Raw genomic sequence first — 16170 nt, forward strand, 5'->3', positions numbered from 1 at the left:
CGCCTACCGCCACGACCCGTACGGCCGGCAGACGTGCGCCTGGCAGGCGCAGATGACCGCGGCCGCCGCCCACATCGCCGCCAGCGGACCGGGGCTGTCGACCAGTGCCACGGACAGCGCGGACACGACCGCGATCAGCACGACCATCAGCAGCCAGGCCCGCCGGCGGTACCGGCCGAGCCGCCCGGCGACCGCCGCGTCGAGGCTGTCGTCGAGCAGCGCGTCGACCGCCTCCGCGACACGGTCGTCGATCAGGTCGCCGAACTTGTCGTTGAAGCCCGTGAGATCACCACGCGACGTCTGAGCGGTCTTCATCATCGGCTCGCTTCCCGTTCTCGGCTGGTCGGTCGGTACGGCTACAACTCTGCCGGTCACGGTCACCGCGGTCAGTCATGAAGACCCACGAGCCCGTGGTGGGTTTTCCCTACCCCACGTCCGTGGGTTGCCCCTGTGCCGCCGACGCGGCCCCCACACCTACTGTTTCCCGGAGTTCAGCAGATGGATGAGCAAGGAGCGTGGGCCGGCCGTGGACGAGCAGAGGCGCCGATGGGCCGGCCCCGACGGATGGCGGGGCTGAGAACTGATGATGGACAACCCGAGGCCGACGGCCGCACCCGAGAGCCGGAGCCTGCTGCGCAACCCCCTCAGGGCACTGCGTACCCCCGAACTGTGGCTGGCGTCCGCGCACCTGGCCACCGACGGGGCCATGGCGCTGGCCGGATTCGCCGTTCTGGCGCTGCTGGCGACCGGCATCATGCTGCTGCCCGTCGCCCTCACCGGGATTCCCCTGGTGGTGGGCGCCGGATGGGCGCTGCACCAGCTGGCGCGGGCCGAACGCAGCAGGTTCGCCGTGCTCACCGGAGTGGAGATCGCCGGGCAGCAGGCGCCCGAGTTGTCGATGCGTCCGCTGCAGTCCACGGCCTCGGTCCTCGGCAGCGAGCCGGTCTGGCGCCAGGCCGCGTACTTCACCCTGCTGATGCCGGTGTCGCTGCTGAACTTCTTCGCCGTGGCGCTCCTGTGGGCCGGCCCGGTGATGCTGGCGCTGCTGCCCCTCTACTACCTGGGCCTGCCGGACGGACAGGCGGCGATCGGCCCGCTGGTCGTCGACAACCCGCTGACCGCACTGGCGGTCGCGGCGATGGGTCTGCTCTTCGGTGCTACGGTGTCACCGCTCGCGGTGCGCGCCCTGCTGGCCATGGACACCGGCATCGCCCGGGCCCTGCTCGCTCCGGGCCGGGACGTGGAACTCACCCGCCGGGTCGAGTACCTGACGCAGAGCCGGGCCAGGGCCATGGACGCGGCGGAGGCCGAGCGCCGGCGCATCGAGCGGGACCTGCACGACGGTGCGCAGCAGCGGCTGGTGGCCATGGCGATGACCCTGGGACGGGTCAGCTCCCGGCTCAAGGGCTCCGGCCAGGAGGCCACCGCGGAACTGGTCGACAGTGCCCGCGACGAGGCCCGCCAGGCCATCGTCGAGTTGCGGGACCTGACCCGGGGCCTGCACCCGCCGGTGCTCACCGACCGGGGGCTGGACGCCGCGCTGTCCGCGGTGGCCGCCCGGTCGCCGATCCCGGTGACGGTCGACGTCGAGGTGGAGCCGAGGCCGTCCGCCACCGTCGAGGGAGCCGCGTACTTCGTGGTGACCGAGGCGCTGGCCAACGTCGGCAAGCACTCCGCGGCGACCAGCGCCTGGGTGCTGGTGCGGCGGATCGGCGACCGGCTGATGGTCACGATCGGCGACGACGGGATCGGTGGTGCCGATCCGGCCCGGGGCAGCGGCCTCACCGGTCTGGCGGACCGGGTGGCCGGGCTGGACGGAAAGCTGACGGTCACGAGCCCTGTGGGCGGGCCGACCATGATCGAGGTGGAAATGCAATGCGCGTAGTGATCGCCGAGGATTCCGCACTGTTGCGGCAGGGCATGGTGCTCCTCCTTGAGGAACAGGGCATCGAGGTCGTGGAGTCGGTCGGCGACGGCGAGGCCCTGCTGCGGGCGGTGGCCACACACCGGCCCGACGTGTGCGTGGTCGACGTGCGGATGCCGCCGACCTTCGTGGACGAGGGCCTGCGTGCCGCGCTGGTGATCCGCAACCGGTGGCCGGACGTCGGGGTGCTCGTGCTGTCCGCGTACGTCGAGCAGAGCTACGCCGTCGACCTGATCGGCGACGACGACCGGGGAGTGGGCTACCTCCTGAAGGACCGCGTTTCGGACGTCGACGAGTTCGTCGGCGCGCTGAAGCGGGTGCTGCTGGGGGACACCGTGCTGGACCCCGAGGTCGTCAAGCAGATGCTGGCCCGCAGCCGTAGGAAGGACCCGCTGAGCTCGCTGTCCCCCCGGGAGAAGGACGTGCTGTCCGCCATGGCGGAAGGCCGCTCCAACTCGGGGATCGCCGCCCAGCTGGTCGTCGGACCCGCCGCAGTCGAAAAGCACATCAGCAACATCTTCACGAAGTTCGGCCTGCACCCGGAGGACGGCGAGAACCGCCGGGTCCTGGCTGTCCTACGCTACTTGGGAGCTTGAAAGCATGTCCTCTGGCAAGAACAACAAGTCGCTCATCACGGGCACCGCGCTGCTCGTCCTGCTCGTCGTCGTCGGGGTCGGCGCCTGGGCGGTGCTCAACGTGCTGCCCGGTCGCAAGGACTTCTCTCAGACCGACCAGGCCGACGCCGCCTCCGCCACGCTGCTGACCATCAACACCGCCAACGCGGGCGTCTCGCTGAGCCCCAGCAACGACTCCGCGGTGCACGTCACGGCCACCGGCAAGTACACCGACAGCGCGCCGACCGTCACCACCAGCACGTCCGGCGGCACCATCACCGTCTCGCAGTCGTGCTCGGGCGACTGCGACATCAAGCTCGACATCACGCTGCCCGCCCAGCTCGCGGCGAAGGTGTCCTCCGGTGACTCCTGGACCACCGCGCACGACCTGGCCGGCAGCCTCGACATCACCACCCGCTCGGGCGCCATCGACCTCACCAACCCGTCCGGCCCGCTGACCCTGAACAGCGGCAGCGGCCAGATCAAGGTCGCCGGCGCAGGCTCGGACACGATGAACGCGACGTCGAAGGACGGCGAGGTCCGGGCCGCCTTCCGCACCGCCCCGACCACGGCGAACGTGACCACCCACGACGGTGGAGTGGACCTCACCCTGCCGTCCTCCGACTACTACATCCAGGCGCAGAGCGCGAACAGCTCCCCGAAGATCGACCTGCCGATCGACCGGAACTCCAAGCACAGCGTCATGGTGAAGACCAACAGCGGCGGCATCGACATCCACCGCTGATCGACCGCCGCCACCGGTGAGCAGCCCGGCGACCGCCTCCCCCCGCGGCCGCCGGGGCCGGTGACGGCCCGGACGAAGCCCAGATCACTACCCCCGGTGGTCTGGGCTTCGTCACTTCCCCTGGACACACCGACCCTGGAAACACCGACCCTGGAAACACCGACGCCCCCGGTCCGCGCGGGGAGCGGCGGCCGGAGGCGTGGTGACGGGCAGGGCGGTGAGCAGTGGGATGTTCAACCGCTCCCGGCGGGCGCGGGGTCGGCGGGGACGGTGACCGCCGTCAGCAGGAGTCCGCGGCAGGCGGCCCAGACCCCCTCAAAGCCGGTCAGCCGCACACCCGCCACGACGGGGCCCGGTACCAGCAGACGGGCCGTGAAGACCGGGGAGTCGGCCCCGAAGGTGATGACGGCCTGGTCGAAGTCCAGCCAGCTGCCGGTCAGTGGGTACCAGGCCTTGTAGACGCTCTCCTTGGCACTGAAGAGCAGCCGGTCCCAGCGCACGCCGGGGTGACGGTCGGTCAGGTTCGCGACCATCGACCGCTCCTCCTCGACCGCCACCATCCCCAGCTTGAAGGGCAGCGGTTCGTCGGGTTCGGCGTCCAGGCCCAGGGAGGCCATCCGGGCCGCCGGCGCCACCGCGGCGGCCCGGTACCCGGGACAGTGGGTCATGGAGCCGACGACGCCGGGCGGCCAGGACGGAGCGCCGGACGGCCCCGGCACCAGGGCTGCCGGGGCCGCCCCCAGCCGTGCCAGCGCGGTCCGGGCGCAAGCTCGGACGGTGGCGAACTCCCGACGCCGGCGCCGCACGGCGTGCGTGAGCACCGCTCGCTCCTCGGGGAAGAGCGGGACCCCGTCGAGGTCGGCGAACGCCTCCGCGACCTCGACCGGCGGGGAGAGCAGGTCCGCGAGCATCGCGCCGCCGCTCACACCAGGACGCTGCCGTTGCCGGGCCGCTGTCCGCGGGTGCGGCGGTTGTCCAGGTTCACGAAGGTGCGGTGCAGCCAGCGGTCGAAGCCGTCGTAGCTCGGCTCGAACGCGGTGCGTCCGTGGAGGGTCACCCGGTTGTCGACGAAGGCCATCTCGCCCTGCTGGAGGACGAGCGTGCGGGCGGTCCGCAGGAAGGCGTCGCGCAGGGCCGTCAGGGCGAACCCGGCCTCCTCGTCCAGCGCCTCGGTGGCGTGGAAGTCGACGCGAACGTTGGGGTCCGCCGGGCTGCCGCTGAACACCGGGTGCACCGGGCCGGAGTCCCCGCTGCCGAAGGACGGCGGCGGCGCGGTACGGAAGCGCGGCTGGCCCAGCACCTCGACGATGCGCTCGGGCAGCAGGTCCAGGGTGTTGCGCACCGAGGTGACGAGCGTGCCGGCGGTGCGGGTGCGGTCGTTGCGCAGGCACAGCAGTCCGACGAAGTCGGGGCGGTGGGGGTGGAACGCGTTCTCCACGTGGAGTTCGAGCGGGACCGAGCCGGCGTTGCTCTGCGACGTCTCCCGGCCCGGGACGGGCACGACGTTCTGGACGAGGGCGCCGAACTTCTCCTCGCGGTAGGCGACGATCTCCCCGAGGTTCAGCGCGATGAGCGCGGCGATCGCGGCCGGCACGGTCGCCTCGCGTTCGACCGAGTCCGGTACGGCCGGGGTGAGCGGCAGCTCCTCCTCGACGACCGGCAGGTTGCGCAGCGCGAGGATGCCGTCCTCGCCGGGGTCGTGGCGGTAGGCGCGGATCACCTCCTGCAGGCGGCGTGGCAGCCGGCACGAGAGCTCCCGTGCCGCCTCCACCCACAGGGGGTCGTCGATCAGCCGCGGCGCGGTGTACGCCAGCTGCGTCGCGAGCAGTGCGACCTCGTGCCGCTCCTGCTCGGACAGCGTCAGCGCGAGCCAGTTGTCGGCGGGCGCCAGAACCGGTTCAGGCAGCAGTGTGGTCATGGGTTTCCTCTTCTCCCGATCTTCTAGGGGCCGTACGGGGCAGTCAGGGCCTCAGCTGGACATCGCCACCAGGACGCGGCGGTCGCCGGTGAAGGGCCGGCGGCCGTGGGCGACCAGGAGGTTGTCGATCAGCAGCAGGTCGCCGGTGCGCCAGTCCACGTCGACCGCGGCCTCCAGACCGCGGTCGCGGACCTGGGTGACGTACTCGGGCGGGATGGCGCTGCCGTCGGCGAAGCTCACCGACTGCGGCAGCTCGTCGGCGGGCATCACCCTGGCCAGGGCGGCGGCGTCCGCGCCGAGCATCGCCGGGTGCCACTGGTCGGCCTGGTTGAACCAGACCTCCGCGCCGGTGACCGGGTGCTTCACGGTGGCGGGGCGGTTCTGGACCACGCGCAGGGCGTTGCCCGGCCGCCACTGCCATTCGGCCTCGGCGCCGGCCAGGAACCGCTCGACCTCCGCGGGGTCGTCGGTCTCGAAGGTCTCCTGCCAGCTCTTGCCGAGACCGCGGCCGCCGTGCAGGTTCTGGGTGTAGCGGACGCCGCCCGCGAAGGCCTCGCGCACCTCGGCGTCCAGCGACTCCAGCCACAGTGCGGCGTCGACCACCGGGGTGGCCCCGCCGGTCCCGGGCTGGACGGCGCAGAAGAACAGCAGCCGCTCCGGCCAGGCGTGGGCGTAAGAGAGCTCGTTGTGCATCGAGATGACGAACTCGGCCGGGTACTCCGTCGAGGTGTAGACGTTCCGGCCGACCTTGGTCCGCGGGGAATTCCCGTGGACGTAGGCTGCCCGGTTCGGCAGCAACTCGTCCATGACGGTGCCGAGCGTCTCCTCGGTAATGCCGAAGCCCCGGAACACCAGTGCCTTCTGCTCGGTCAGCAGCGCGGAGATGTCCGTTCGCCGGAGCTCGGTGAGGAGCCCCTCAGCGTCGCCAGGCACGTCCGAACTCTCCGGGCTGATCTCCAGGGGCTTCCACGCCAGGCGATCCGTCATCACAGCCTTTTCCCTTTCTCCGCCACCGGCGGCACCTCCGCCGCGAGCAGCGCACGGAATCACTGAGTGGAGAGGATCTTTCGCTTTTCTATATTCCGTCTACAAAATTCAACTCTTTGAATATAGGGCCGATCTGACCGTTCTGACCTGGGGTTATGTGCAAATTCAGAGTGTCCATGTCATGCCATTGAGCGGCTCGGACGCGGTGCTCGGGTGAGATATAGGCCACCTATAGGGCCATTCGGAGAGTAGGTATTCAAGCATCGCCGCCGTCCGTCACCAGGCGGACGAAGACACGTATTGGGAGCGAGATGTCCGAGCAGAACGCGCAGGAGTACCTGGTCGTGCTCAACGACGAGGAGCAGTACTCGATTTGGCGGGCCGAGCGTGAGCTGCCCGCCGGCTGGCGCGCCGAGGGTACCCGCGGCACCAAGGAGGAATGCCTTTCCCACATCGGTACGGCGTGGACCGACATGCGCCCGCTGAGCCTGCGTCAGCGCATGGCTGAGAACGCCGCCTGATTCTCCCCAGTCCCCACCCCATTTCCCCGTCCCTCCTGACCACGCTCGGAGCACTCGTGGCACGTCAGATGCCCCTCACCCGTCTCATCGCGGACCTGGCAGCCCAGGCTCCGGACACGGTCGCCGTTCGCCACGGCAACCAGGAGATCACCTACGCGGCGCTCGACGAGGCGGCCAACCGGCTCGCGCACTACCTGCGCGATGCCGGTGTCCGCCCGGAGAGCCTGGTCGGCACCCACCTGCCGCACAGTGCCGAGCTGCCGTCGGCCGTCCTCGGCGTCTGGCGGGCCGGCGCGGTCGCCGTGCCGCTGGACGCCGACGGGCCGGCCGCGCACCTGCGCCGGATCCAGCAGGGCAGCGCCATCGGCGTCGTCCTCACCCTGGAGCGGTTCGCGGCCGAGGTGGCGGGCGAGGGCGTGCGGGTGGTGCTCCTGGACGCCGACGAGGAGGACATCTCGTTCTCCCCGGCGACCGACCCCGGGGTGACCTCGGAGACCGCGTGGGTGAGCCGGGGAACGGACGGCACCGCTCTGGTCGTCGAGCACACCGCCCTGGCCAACCAGGTCCGCTGGACGGCGCGCCGGCACGGGATCCGCGCCGCCGACCGGATCCTCCACCTGGACCGCGCCGTCGACGCCCCATGGCCGGTGTTCACCGCACTGGCCGCCGGCGCGACCGCGGTGCTGGCGACGCCGGAGGAGGCCGCCGAGCCGAGCCGGCTGACGCACCTCGTCGCCGGACAGCGGGTGACCGTCCTGCCGGCCACCCCCGACCTGCTCGCCGGCCTGGCGGGCGGCCAGGAGCCGGCGGACTGCTCCGCCGTCAGGCTTGTGCTCGCCGTGGGCGCCCCGCTGGAGGCGGACCTCGGCCGGTCGGTCCTCGAGGCCCTTCCCGGGGCCGCGCTCTGGCACGTCTACGGACCGGGCGCCCTCGCCGTCACCGCCCACCCCTTCGACGCCGGGCAGGACGCGCCCCACGCCGTCCTCGGGCGTCCGATCGACAACGTTCGCGTCCTCGTCCTGGACGAGGACGGCAGCCCGGTCCCGCCGGGCGTCCCCGGCGAACTCCACGTCGCCGGCCTCGGCGCCGCCCACGGCTACCTGGGCGCCCCCGAGCTGACCGCGGCGGCCTTCGTCCCCGCCCAGTACGGTCCCCCCGGCTCCCGCCTCCACCGCACCGGGGACCTGGCCCGCTGGCGCACCGACGGCGCCCTGGAGTACCTGGGCCGCACCGGAGAGGTCACCACCGCCGGCGACGACCGGCAGGCACCGCGCACAGCGGGGCGCCCGCCCTACACCGCCCCCGCCACCGAGGCCGAGCAGACCGTCGCCCAGGCGTGGTCCCGGCTCCTGGAGGTGGACCGGGTCGGTGCCGACGACAACTTCTTCCAGCTCGGCGGCTACTCGCTGATCCTCACCCAGCTCGCCGAGCAGCTGCGCACGGCGACCGGCCGTCAGATCGCCCTCGCCGACCTGTTCACTGCGGTGACCGTGCGCGAGCAGGCCCGCCTGATCGATCCCGACGGCGGCGCCGACCGGGCGACCCCGCCCGCGGTCACCGCCGTGCCGCGCGACACCCCGCTGCCGCTGTCCTACGGCCAGCGCCGCCTGTGGTTCATGGACTCGATGCAGCCGCAGAGCCCGGAATGGGTCTCCTCGCTCTCCCTGCGCGTGGCCTCGGACATCGGGCCGGAGGCCGTCCGGGCCGCCCTCGACACCCTCGGCGAGCGCCACGAGGCCCTGCGCACCCGGTACCTGAGCCAGGACGGCGAGCCGCTGCAGGTCGTCGAGGCCCACCGGCCGATCGAGCTGCAGGTCGTCGAGGGCACCCGCGAGGAGCTGCTCACGGCCTGCCAGGAGCAGTTCGACACCGGCTTCGACCTCGCCTCCGGGCGCCTGTGGCGGGCCCTGCTCTGCCGTGAGGGCGACGGTGGCCAGCTGCTTCTGATCACCTTCCACCACATCGCCTGCGACGGCTGGTCCACCGCCGTCCTGGAGAGCGAGTTCCGCGCGCTCGTCGAGGCGAACCGCGCGGGCCGCAGCGCCGAGCTGCCCGAACTGCCCCTGCAGTACGCCGACTTCGCCGTCTGGCAGCAGGAGTGGCGCAGCAAGGAGAGGCTCGCCGAGAGCCTCGACCACTGGCGGACCGCCCTGGCCGGCGCCACCCCGCTCGAACTGCCCGTCGACCACCCCCGCCCGGCCGAGCGCGACGGGCGCGGCGGCGTCGTCACCTTCACCGTCCCCGGCCCGCTGGCCGCCGCAGCCAAGGCGTTCGGCCGCCGGCACGAGGCCACCCCGTTCATGACCCTGCTCACCACCTTCGGCACCCTGCTCGCCCGGCACACCGGGCAGTGGGACGTCGTGGTGGGCGCGCCGGTCGCCGGCCGCACCCGCGCCGAGACCGAGCCCATGGTCGGCTTCTTCCTCAACTCCCTGGTGCTGCGCTGTCGCCTCGACGACCGGCAGTCCTTCGCCGCCGCCCTGCAGGACGTCCGCACCTCCTGCCTGTCCGCCTTCGCCCACCAGGACCTGCCGTTCGAGCACCTGGTCGAGGAGCTGCGGCCCGAGCGCGACCTCTCCCGCACCCCGCTGTACCAGGTCGCGTTCAACATGCACGACGAGCAGCTGGCCGCGGGCATGCCCGATCGCGAGGACATCGGCTTCCTGCGCGACGCCCGCCGGGTCGCCAAGACCGACCTGACCCTGTACGTCCGCGCGGAGGCCGACGGCAGCTGGACCGGCGCCTTCGAGTACGCCAGTTCGCTGTTCGAGCACGCCACGATCGAGCGGCTGGTCGACCACTTCCTGCGGCTGCTGGAGTCCGCCGTCACCGACCCCGGCTCGGCGCTCGCCGAACTGGACATCCTTACCGACGCCGAGCGCGAGGAGCTGTCGACCGGCTGGAACGACACCCGGCAGACGTGGGAGCCCGGCTCGGTCATCGACCTGTTCGAGGCCCGCGCCGCCGAGACCCCCGACGCCCCCGCCCTGATCAGCGGCGGACAGGTGCTCACCTACCGGGAGCTCGACGAGCAGGCCAACCGGGTGGCCCACCACCTCATCGCCAACGGCGCCCGCCCGGACACCCTGGTCGGCGTCTGCCTGGAGCGCGGCCCCGGGCTGGTCACCGCCCTGCTCGGCGTCTGGAAGGCCGGGGCCGGCTACGTCCCGCTGGACCCGGCCAACCCGGCCGAGCGGCTGAGTCACGTCCTGGCCGACTGCGGCGCGCCCGTCCTGGTCACCGAGTCCTCGCTCACCGCCCTCACCGAGTCCTTCGCCGGCGCCCGGGTCTTCGTCGACCGGGACCAGCAGGCCATCGCGGCTCGCCCCGCCGACGCCCCGGCGCGCCCCGGCGACCCGGACCACCTCGCCTACGTCATCTACACCTCGGGCTCGACCGGCAAGCCCAAGGGCGTCATGGTCACCCAGCACGGCCTGGTCAACCACCTGCGCTGGGCGGCCCGCGACCTGGTCACCGGCGAGGGCGGCGCCCCGCTGTTCTCCTCCGTCGCCTTCGACCTCCCGGCGACCAACCTCTACGTCCCCCTGATCACCGGGCAGCCGGTGCACGTCCTGCCGGCCGACCTGGACCTGTCCGGCCTCGGCACCGCCCTTGCGGCGGCCGGCCCGTTCAGCTTCATCAAGCTCACCCCCGGCCACCTGGAACTGCTCAGCCACCAGCTCACCGCCGAACAGTGCGAGCGGCTCGCCAGGCTGATCCTGGTCGCCGGCGAGGCGCTGACCGCCCGCACCGCCAACCACTGGCTGGAGATCCTCGGTCCCGGCCGGCTCATCAACGAGTACGGGCCGACCGAGGCGTCGATCGGCTCCACCGCCCACCCGGTGGTCACCGCCTACGACCAGCCCGTGCCGCTCGGCGGCTCCCTGCCCAACACCACCGGCTACGTGCTGGACGGCAACGGCCGGCTCGCCCCGGTCGGGGTCGCCGGCGAACTGCACATCGGCGGCGACGGCGTGGCCCGCGGCTACCTCGGCCGGCCGGACCTGACCGCGGAGAAGTTCGTCCCGGACCCGTTCGGCCCGGCGGGCTCCCGGCTGTACCGCACCGGCGACCTGACCCGCCGGCTCCCCGACGGCGCCATCGAGTTCCTCGGCCGCATCGACGACCAGGTCAAGCTGCGCGGCTACCGGATCGAACTCGGTGAGATCCAGGCCCAGTTGACTGCGATCCCGGGCATCAGGGACGCCGTGGTCGTGCTGCGCACCGACGACCAGGGGGAGAAGTCCCTCGCCGCCTACGTCGTCCCCGACAGCGGCACCGCCGACCTGCAGGCCATCCGCGCCCACCTGGCCGGGGTGCTGCCGGAGTACATGGTCCCCGCCGCCATCGCGGAGCTGCTGGCCATCCCGCTGACCTCGAACGGGAAGCTGGACCACCGGGCCCTGCCCGCCATCGCCGCCCCGGCCGGCAACCACCATCCGCCGGCCACCCCCACCGAGGAGCGCATCGCCGAGATCTGGGCGGACATCCTCGGCCTGGAGCGGGTCAGCGTCCTGGACAGCTTCTTCGAGATCGGCGGCCACTCGATCCTCGCGATCCGCATGACCGCGCAGCTCCAGGACGAGTTCGACGTCAACCTCACCATTCGAACGGTGTTCGACAAGCCTACGGTCCGGGGACTGGCCGAGGCGATCGAGAACGAGATCAAGGCGGAGATCGAGCGGCTTGCCGACTCCGAGCTCATCGACAACTAGCGCTGGCGGGAGACCAGGGATCATGAACACCGGCGACAAGTCGTCCACCGAGCAGAACGCGGCCAACCTGCGGGAGGAGCTGCTGCGCCGCCGCCTGGCGGGCAAGCGCGGCAACCACCGGCCCACCATCACCGCCGCCGACCGCGAGCAGCCGCTGCCGCTCTCGTTCGGTCAGGAGCAGATGTGGGTCCTCAACCGGATGGACCCCGAGAGCCCTGAGTACCTCGTCCCGCTGGCGCTGCGGCTGACCGGCACGCTGGACGTCAGCGCCCTGCGTACCGCCTGGGACCGGATCGTGGCACGGCACGAGATCCTGCGCACCCGGTACGCGCTGGCGGGCGGGCGCCCGGTGCAGCGGGTCGACACGGCCAGGCCGCTGGACTTCGCCGTCGTCGACCTGTCGCACCTCCCGGCCGACGGCCGGGAGGCCCGGGCCCGCGCCCTGGCGGAGGAGGAGGCCGCGGCCCCCTTCGACCTGGAGCGCGAGTGGCCGGTGCGGGCGAAGCTGTTCACCCTGGCCGACGACGACCACCTGCTCGTCGTCACCCTCCATCACATCGCCTGCGACGCCTGGTCGGTGGGCATCGTCACCCGGGAGCTGGGCCGGTTCTACCGCGCGGCCGTCACCGGCCAGGACGACGAGCCGGCCCCGCTGCCCCTCCAGTACGCCGACTACGCGGCCTGGCAGCGCAGCGAACTGAGCGGCTCCGCCCTGGAGCGCCAGCTCTCCTACTGGCGGGAGCAGCTCGCCGGCCTGCCGGTACTGGACCTGCCCACCGACCGTCAGCGGCCCGCCCTGCGCGACCCGAGCGGCGCCTCGGTGCCGTTCAGCATCCCGGCCGACCTGGCAGGGCGCGTCGGCGAGCTCGCCCGTCGGCACGGCGTCACCCGCTTCGTCGTCCTGCTCACCGCCTACCAGGTGCTGCTCTCCCGCTACACCCGCAGCACCGACATCCCGGTCGGCGTGACCGTCTCCGGACGCAACCGCCCCGAGCTGCAGGACCTCGTCGGCTACGGCATCAACGTCCTGGTCGCCCGCGCCGCCTGGACCGGCGACCCGTCCTTCGCCGAGCTGGTCGGCGCCGGCCGCGGCACCATCCTCGACGCGTACGAGCACCAGGCCGTGCCGTTCGCCCGCCTCGTGGACGAGCTGCAGCCCGAGCGCGACCTCTCCCGCACCCCGCTCTACCAGGTCGACTTCATCATGCGCGAGCAGCGCGACGCCGGCCTGGAGCTGCCCGGCGTCTCCGTGCGGCGCGAATCCGGTGAGGGCATCGCCAAGGTCGACCTCACCCTCGACGTCGAGGACGTCCAGGACGGCCCGCTCAACGCCCGGCTGGACTTCGCCACCGCGCTGTTCGACCGGACCACCGCCGAGCGGTTCGCCCGCCAGTACGTCCAGGTGCTGGAGAGCGCCACCGCCGGCCCCGAGGCGCCGCTGTCCACGCTGGAGATCCTCCCCGAGGAGGAGCGCCGCCTGGTGCTCGACACCTGGGCCGACGGCGGCGCCGCCGAGCGGCCGCGGCTCACCGTCGACCTGATCCGGGCCCAGGCCGCCGCCACCCCCGACGCGGTCGCCGTCGTCGTCGGCGAGGAGCGCCTCACCTACCGCCAGCTGGACGAGCAGTCCAACCGGATCGCCCAGTGCATGCTCGAACTGGGCGCCCGCCCCGACATGCTCATCGGCGTCTGCCTGAACCGCGACATCCACCTCGTCCCCACCCTGGTCGGCATCTGGAAGGCCGGCGCCGCCTACCTCCCGCTGGACCCGAGCGTCCCCATCGACCGCCTCCGCTTCATGCTGGAGGACACCCAGGCGTCGATCGTGGTCACGACCGGCCAGCACATCCCCACCCTGGCCGGCATCCACTACGGCACCTTCCTCGTGCTGGACCAGGACCAGTACCTCGTCGACGAGCAGCCGGACACCGACCCCCTCGTTCCGCTCGACCCGCAGGCGCTGGCCTACGTCATCTACACCTCCGGCTCCACCGGACGCCCCAAGGGCGTCATGATCCACCAGCACGGCCTCGCCAACTACCTGCAGTGGACCGTCGGTTCGTACGCCGCCCACGGGAGCGCCGGCGCGCCGCTGTTCTCCTCCATCTCCTTCGACCTCGGCATCCCCGACCTCTTCACCCCGCTGATCACCGGCCAGTCGGTCCACCTCATGCCGATGGACCTCGACACCGCCACCCTCGGCCCCGCCCTCGCGGCCGCCGGCCCGTTCAGCTTCATCAAGCTCACCCCCGGCCACCTCGACCTGCTCACCCACCAGCTCACCCCCGAGCAGGCCCACGGCCTCGCCGGCCTCGTGATCGCGGCCGGCGACACCTTCCCCACCTCGCTCGCCGACCGCTGGCAGCAGCTCGCCGGCCCCGGCGGCACCATGGTCGGCTCGGAGTACGGTCCGACCGAGATCACCATCGGCAACTCCGGCAGCCCGATCACCGACCTGCCCGAGGCCGAACTCATCCCGCTCGGGGAGCCCATCCCCAACAGCACCATGTACGTCCTCACCGACGACCTCGCGCCCGCCCCCGTCGGGGTGCCGGGCGAGATCTACATCGGCGGCGACGGCCTGGCCCGCGGCTACCTGGGCCGCCCCGACCTGACGGCCGAGAAGTTCGTCCCCAACCCCTTCGGCCCGGCCGGTTCCCGCCTCTACCGCGCCGGCGACCTGGCCCGCTGGCTCGCGGACGGCTCGCTGGACTTCCTCGGCCGTATCGACAACCAGGTCAAGATCCGCGGCTACCGCATCGAACTCGGCGAGATCGAGGCCCGTCTGCGCCTGCACCCGACCGTCGGGGACACCGTCGTCAGCGTGCGCGAACCCAGCCCCGGTAACAAGCGGCTCATCGGCTACGTAGTCGCCGCCGACGGCGGCGCCTTCGACCCGGAGGTGCTGCGCGCCCACCTGGCCGCCGCGCTGCCCGAGTACATGGTCCCCACCGTCTTCGTCGCCATCGACAGCATCCCGCTGACCGGCAACGGCAAGGTCGACCACCGGGCACTGCCCGCCCCGGGCGACGCGGCCGCCGGCGGCCACCGCGCCCCGGCCACAACCCTCGAGAGGGAGCTGACCGAGATCTGGGGCGAGGTGCTCGGCCTGCAGCGCATCAGCGTCCTCGACAGCTTCTTCGAGCTCGGCGGTGACTCCATCGGCGTCGTCCGCCTGGTCGGTGCCCTGCGCACCGCCGGCTACGACCTCACCGTCCGGGATGTCTTCCAGCACCGCACCGTCGCGTCCCTCGCCGACCACCTCGTCGGCCAGGCCACCGGCGAGTCCCTCGTCAAGGCCGTGGAGCCGTTCGCGCTGATCGGCGCCGAGGACCGCGCCGCGCTGCCGGCGGGCGTCGTGGACGCCTACCCGCTGTCCCAGATCCAGACCGGCATGCTCGCCGAGATGCTGGCCGCCCAGGACGACCGCACCGGCAAGGACGTCTACCACAACGTCAACCTCTTCCGGATGGTGGACGGCCGCCCGCTCCACCAGGACGCCCTGCGCGGAGCCCTGCGGGAGGTCCTGAACCGCCACCAGGTGCTGCGCACGTCCGTCCACCTCAACGGCTACTCCCAGCCGCTGCAGCTCGTCCACGCCGAGACCGGCGACCTCCCGCTGCGCATCGAGGACCTGCGCGGCCTGGACACCCAGGAGCAGGAGCGCCGCAAGGCCGCCGACCTCGCCCACGAACGCGACAGCGCCTTCGACCTGACCGCCGCCCCACTGCTGCGGGTCGGCGTGCACCTGGAGTCGGACGACGCCTGGTCGCTCACCCTCAGCCACTGCCACGCCGTCACCGACGGCTGGACCCTGAACACGCTGCTGATGGAGCTGGTGGAGTGCTACCGGGAGCTGCGCGACGGCCGTGAGCTGCCCGCCTACGAGGCGCCGGCCGTCCGGTACGCGGACTTCGTCGCGGCCGAGCTGGAGTCGCTGGCCTCCGAGGAGGACCGCGCCTTCTGGCGGGACGTGGTGGCGGAGCACGCGCCGCTGCGGCTGCCCGAGCCATGGGCCGACCCGCAGGGCGGCACGCGCGACCGGCATGGCGTACGGGTGCCCTTCCTCGACCTGGAGGAGGAGCTGCACCGGCTCGCCAACGACGCCAAGGCCTCGGTGAAGACCGTCCTGCTGGCGGCGCATCTGAAGGTGCTGGGCATGCTCAGCGCGCAGGAGGCCATCCACGCGGGCGTCGTCTATCACGGGCGTCTGGAGGCTCCGGGTGCGGAGCGGGTGCTCGGCATGCACCTGAACACGCTGCCCTTCCCGGCGCGGCGCACCTCGGGGACCTGGCGTGAGCTGGTGGAGCGGGTCTTCGCGCAGGAGGCGGAGATCTGGGCCCACCGCCGCTACCCGCTGCCCGCCGTCCAGCGCGACAGCGGCACCGGTGAGCGGCTCGTCTCGGTCCTCTTCGAGTACCAGGACTTCGGCCAGCTCGGCACCGCGAGCGTCGGCACCTCTGTCCAGCAGGACATCGGCGGCAACGAGTTCGCGCTCAACGTGACCGCCTCCGACGGGCACATCGCCCTCAACACGACCTCGGACGTCGTCGGCCGTGAGGCGCTGGGGCGTTTCGCGGGGATGTACCGGCTGGTGCTGGAGGCGATGGCGGCGGACCCGGAGGGGGACGCGTCGGGTGTGGTGCTGGCAGAGGCGGAGCGGGTGGCCCTGCTGCGTGGTGGTTCGTCGGTGGAGTGGGGTGCGGGTTCGGCTCTGGAGCTGTTCCGGGCTCGTGCGGCGGCTGC

The 16170-nt window shown here is 72.3% G+C and carries 10 protein-coding genes; 6 read left to right on the forward strand and 4 right to left on the reverse strand.

Going from position 1 to position 16170, the window contains the following annotated elements:
- Positions 1-3: 3 nt before the first annotated feature.
- Entirely contained in the window at positions 4-318 is a 315-nt protein-coding gene (locus tag ABZW30_RS40670) for a hypothetical protein (protein ID WP_355676344.1), read from the reverse strand.
- Positions 319-586: 268 nt separating this feature from the next.
- On the opposite strand from ABZW30_RS40670, the gene ABZW30_RS40675 reads away from it, so the two are divergent.
- Genes ABZW30_RS40675 through ABZW30_RS40685 form a run of 3 tightly spaced genes read left to right on the forward strand, consistent with a single transcriptional unit; the run spans position 587 to position 3283 of the window.
- The gene (locus tag ABZW30_RS40675) at positions 587-1885 is read left to right on the forward strand and encodes a sensor domain-containing protein (RefSeq protein WP_355676345.1); all 1299 of its coding nucleotides are present in this window, start codon (positions 587-589) and stop codon (positions 1883-1885) included.
- Positions 1876-2520 carry a response regulator transcription factor gene (locus tag ABZW30_RS40680; RefSeq protein WP_355676346.1) on the forward strand — a complete coding sequence of 215 codons (645 nt, stop codon included), beginning with the start codon at positions 1876-1878 and terminating at the stop codon, positions 2518-2520. The genes ABZW30_RS40675 and ABZW30_RS40680 overlap by 10 nt, the downstream gene beginning before the upstream one ends.
- Before the next feature lie 4 nt (positions 2521-2524).
- Entirely contained in the window at positions 2525-3283 is a 759-nt protein-coding gene (locus tag ABZW30_RS40685; RefSeq protein WP_355676347.1) for a DUF4097 family beta strand repeat-containing protein, read from the forward strand.
- Between the two features lie 233 nt (positions 3284-3516).
- On the opposite strand, the gene ABZW30_RS40690 is transcribed toward ABZW30_RS40685, so the two are convergent.
- The 3 genes from ABZW30_RS40690 to ABZW30_RS40700 are packed head-to-tail and all read right to left on the reverse strand — an operon-like array spanning position 3517 to position 6188.
- Positions 3517-4209 (reverse strand): 4'-phosphopantetheinyl transferase superfamily protein, encoded by a 693-nt coding sequence (locus tag ABZW30_RS40690; protein ID WP_355676348.1) that lies wholly within the window; start codon positions 4207-4209, stop codon positions 3517-3519.
- On the reverse strand, positions 4206-5201 hold the full coding sequence (locus tag ABZW30_RS40695) for a TauD/TfdA family dioxygenase (protein ID WP_355676349.1): 996 nt from the start codon (positions 5199-5201) through the stop codon (positions 4206-4208). Before ABZW30_RS40695 ends, ABZW30_RS40690 begins: the two co-directional genes overlap by 4 nt.
- Before the next feature lie 51 nt (positions 5202-5252).
- Entirely contained in the window at positions 5253-6188 is a 936-nt protein-coding gene (locus ABZW30_RS40700) for a TauD/TfdA family dioxygenase (protein WP_355676350.1), read from the reverse strand.
- Between the two features lie 311 nt (positions 6189-6499).
- On the opposite strand from ABZW30_RS40700, the gene ABZW30_RS40705 reads away from it, so the two are divergent.
- The 3 genes from ABZW30_RS40705 to ABZW30_RS40715 form a co-directional block, all read left to right on the forward strand.
- Positions 6500-6709 (forward strand): MbtH family NRPS accessory protein, encoded by a 210-nt coding sequence (locus tag ABZW30_RS40705; protein WP_355676351.1) that lies wholly within the window; start codon positions 6500-6502, stop codon positions 6707-6709.
- A gap of 56 nt (positions 6710-6765) precedes the next feature.
- Positions 6766-11424: an amino acid adenylation domain-containing protein gene (locus ABZW30_RS40710; RefSeq protein WP_355676352.1), complete on the forward strand. Its 4659-nt coding sequence runs from the start codon at positions 6766-6768 to the stop codon at positions 11422-11424.
- 22 nt (positions 11425-11446) lie between these two features.
- Positions 11447-16170, forward strand: a 4724-nt coding sequence (locus ABZW30_RS40715; RefSeq protein ID WP_355676353.1) for an amino acid adenylation domain-containing protein, incomplete at its 3' end; no start/stop codon positions are given.

Origin of the sequence: Kitasatospora sp. NPDC004669, assembly GCF_040609455.1 — a bacterium.
Classification (GTDB): domain Bacteria; phylum Actinomycetota; class Actinomycetes; order Streptomycetales; family Streptomycetaceae; genus Kitasatospora.

Excerpts from the sequence above, each read along its gene's own strand:
- ABZW30_RS40695 (WP_355676349.1), bottom strand. The coding sequence starts at position 5,201 with ATGACCACACTGCTGCCTGAACCGGTTCTGGCGCCCGCCGACAACTGG.
- ABZW30_RS40675 (WP_355676345.1), top strand. The coding sequence starts at position 587 with ATGGACAACCCGAGGCCGACGGCCGCACCCGAGAGCCGGAGCCTGCTG.
- ABZW30_RS40680 (WP_355676346.1), top strand. The coding sequence starts at position 1,876 with ATGCGCGTAGTGATCGCCGAGGATTCCGCACTGTTGCGGCAGGGCATG.
- ABZW30_RS40705 (WP_355676351.1), top strand. The coding sequence starts at position 6,500 with ATGTCCGAGCAGAACGCGCAGGAGTACCTGGTCGTGCTCAACGACGAG.
- ABZW30_RS40700 (WP_355676350.1), bottom strand. The coding sequence starts at position 6,188 with ATGACGGATCGCCTGGCGTGGAAGCCCCTGGAGATCAGCCCGGAGAGT.
- ABZW30_RS40685 (WP_355676347.1), top strand. The coding sequence starts at position 2,525 with ATGTCCTCTGGCAAGAACAACAAGTCGCTCATCACGGGCACCGCGCTG.
- ABZW30_RS40670 (WP_355676344.1), bottom strand. The coding sequence starts at position 318 with ATGATGAAGACCGCTCAGACGTCGCGTGGTGATCTCACGGGCTTCAAC.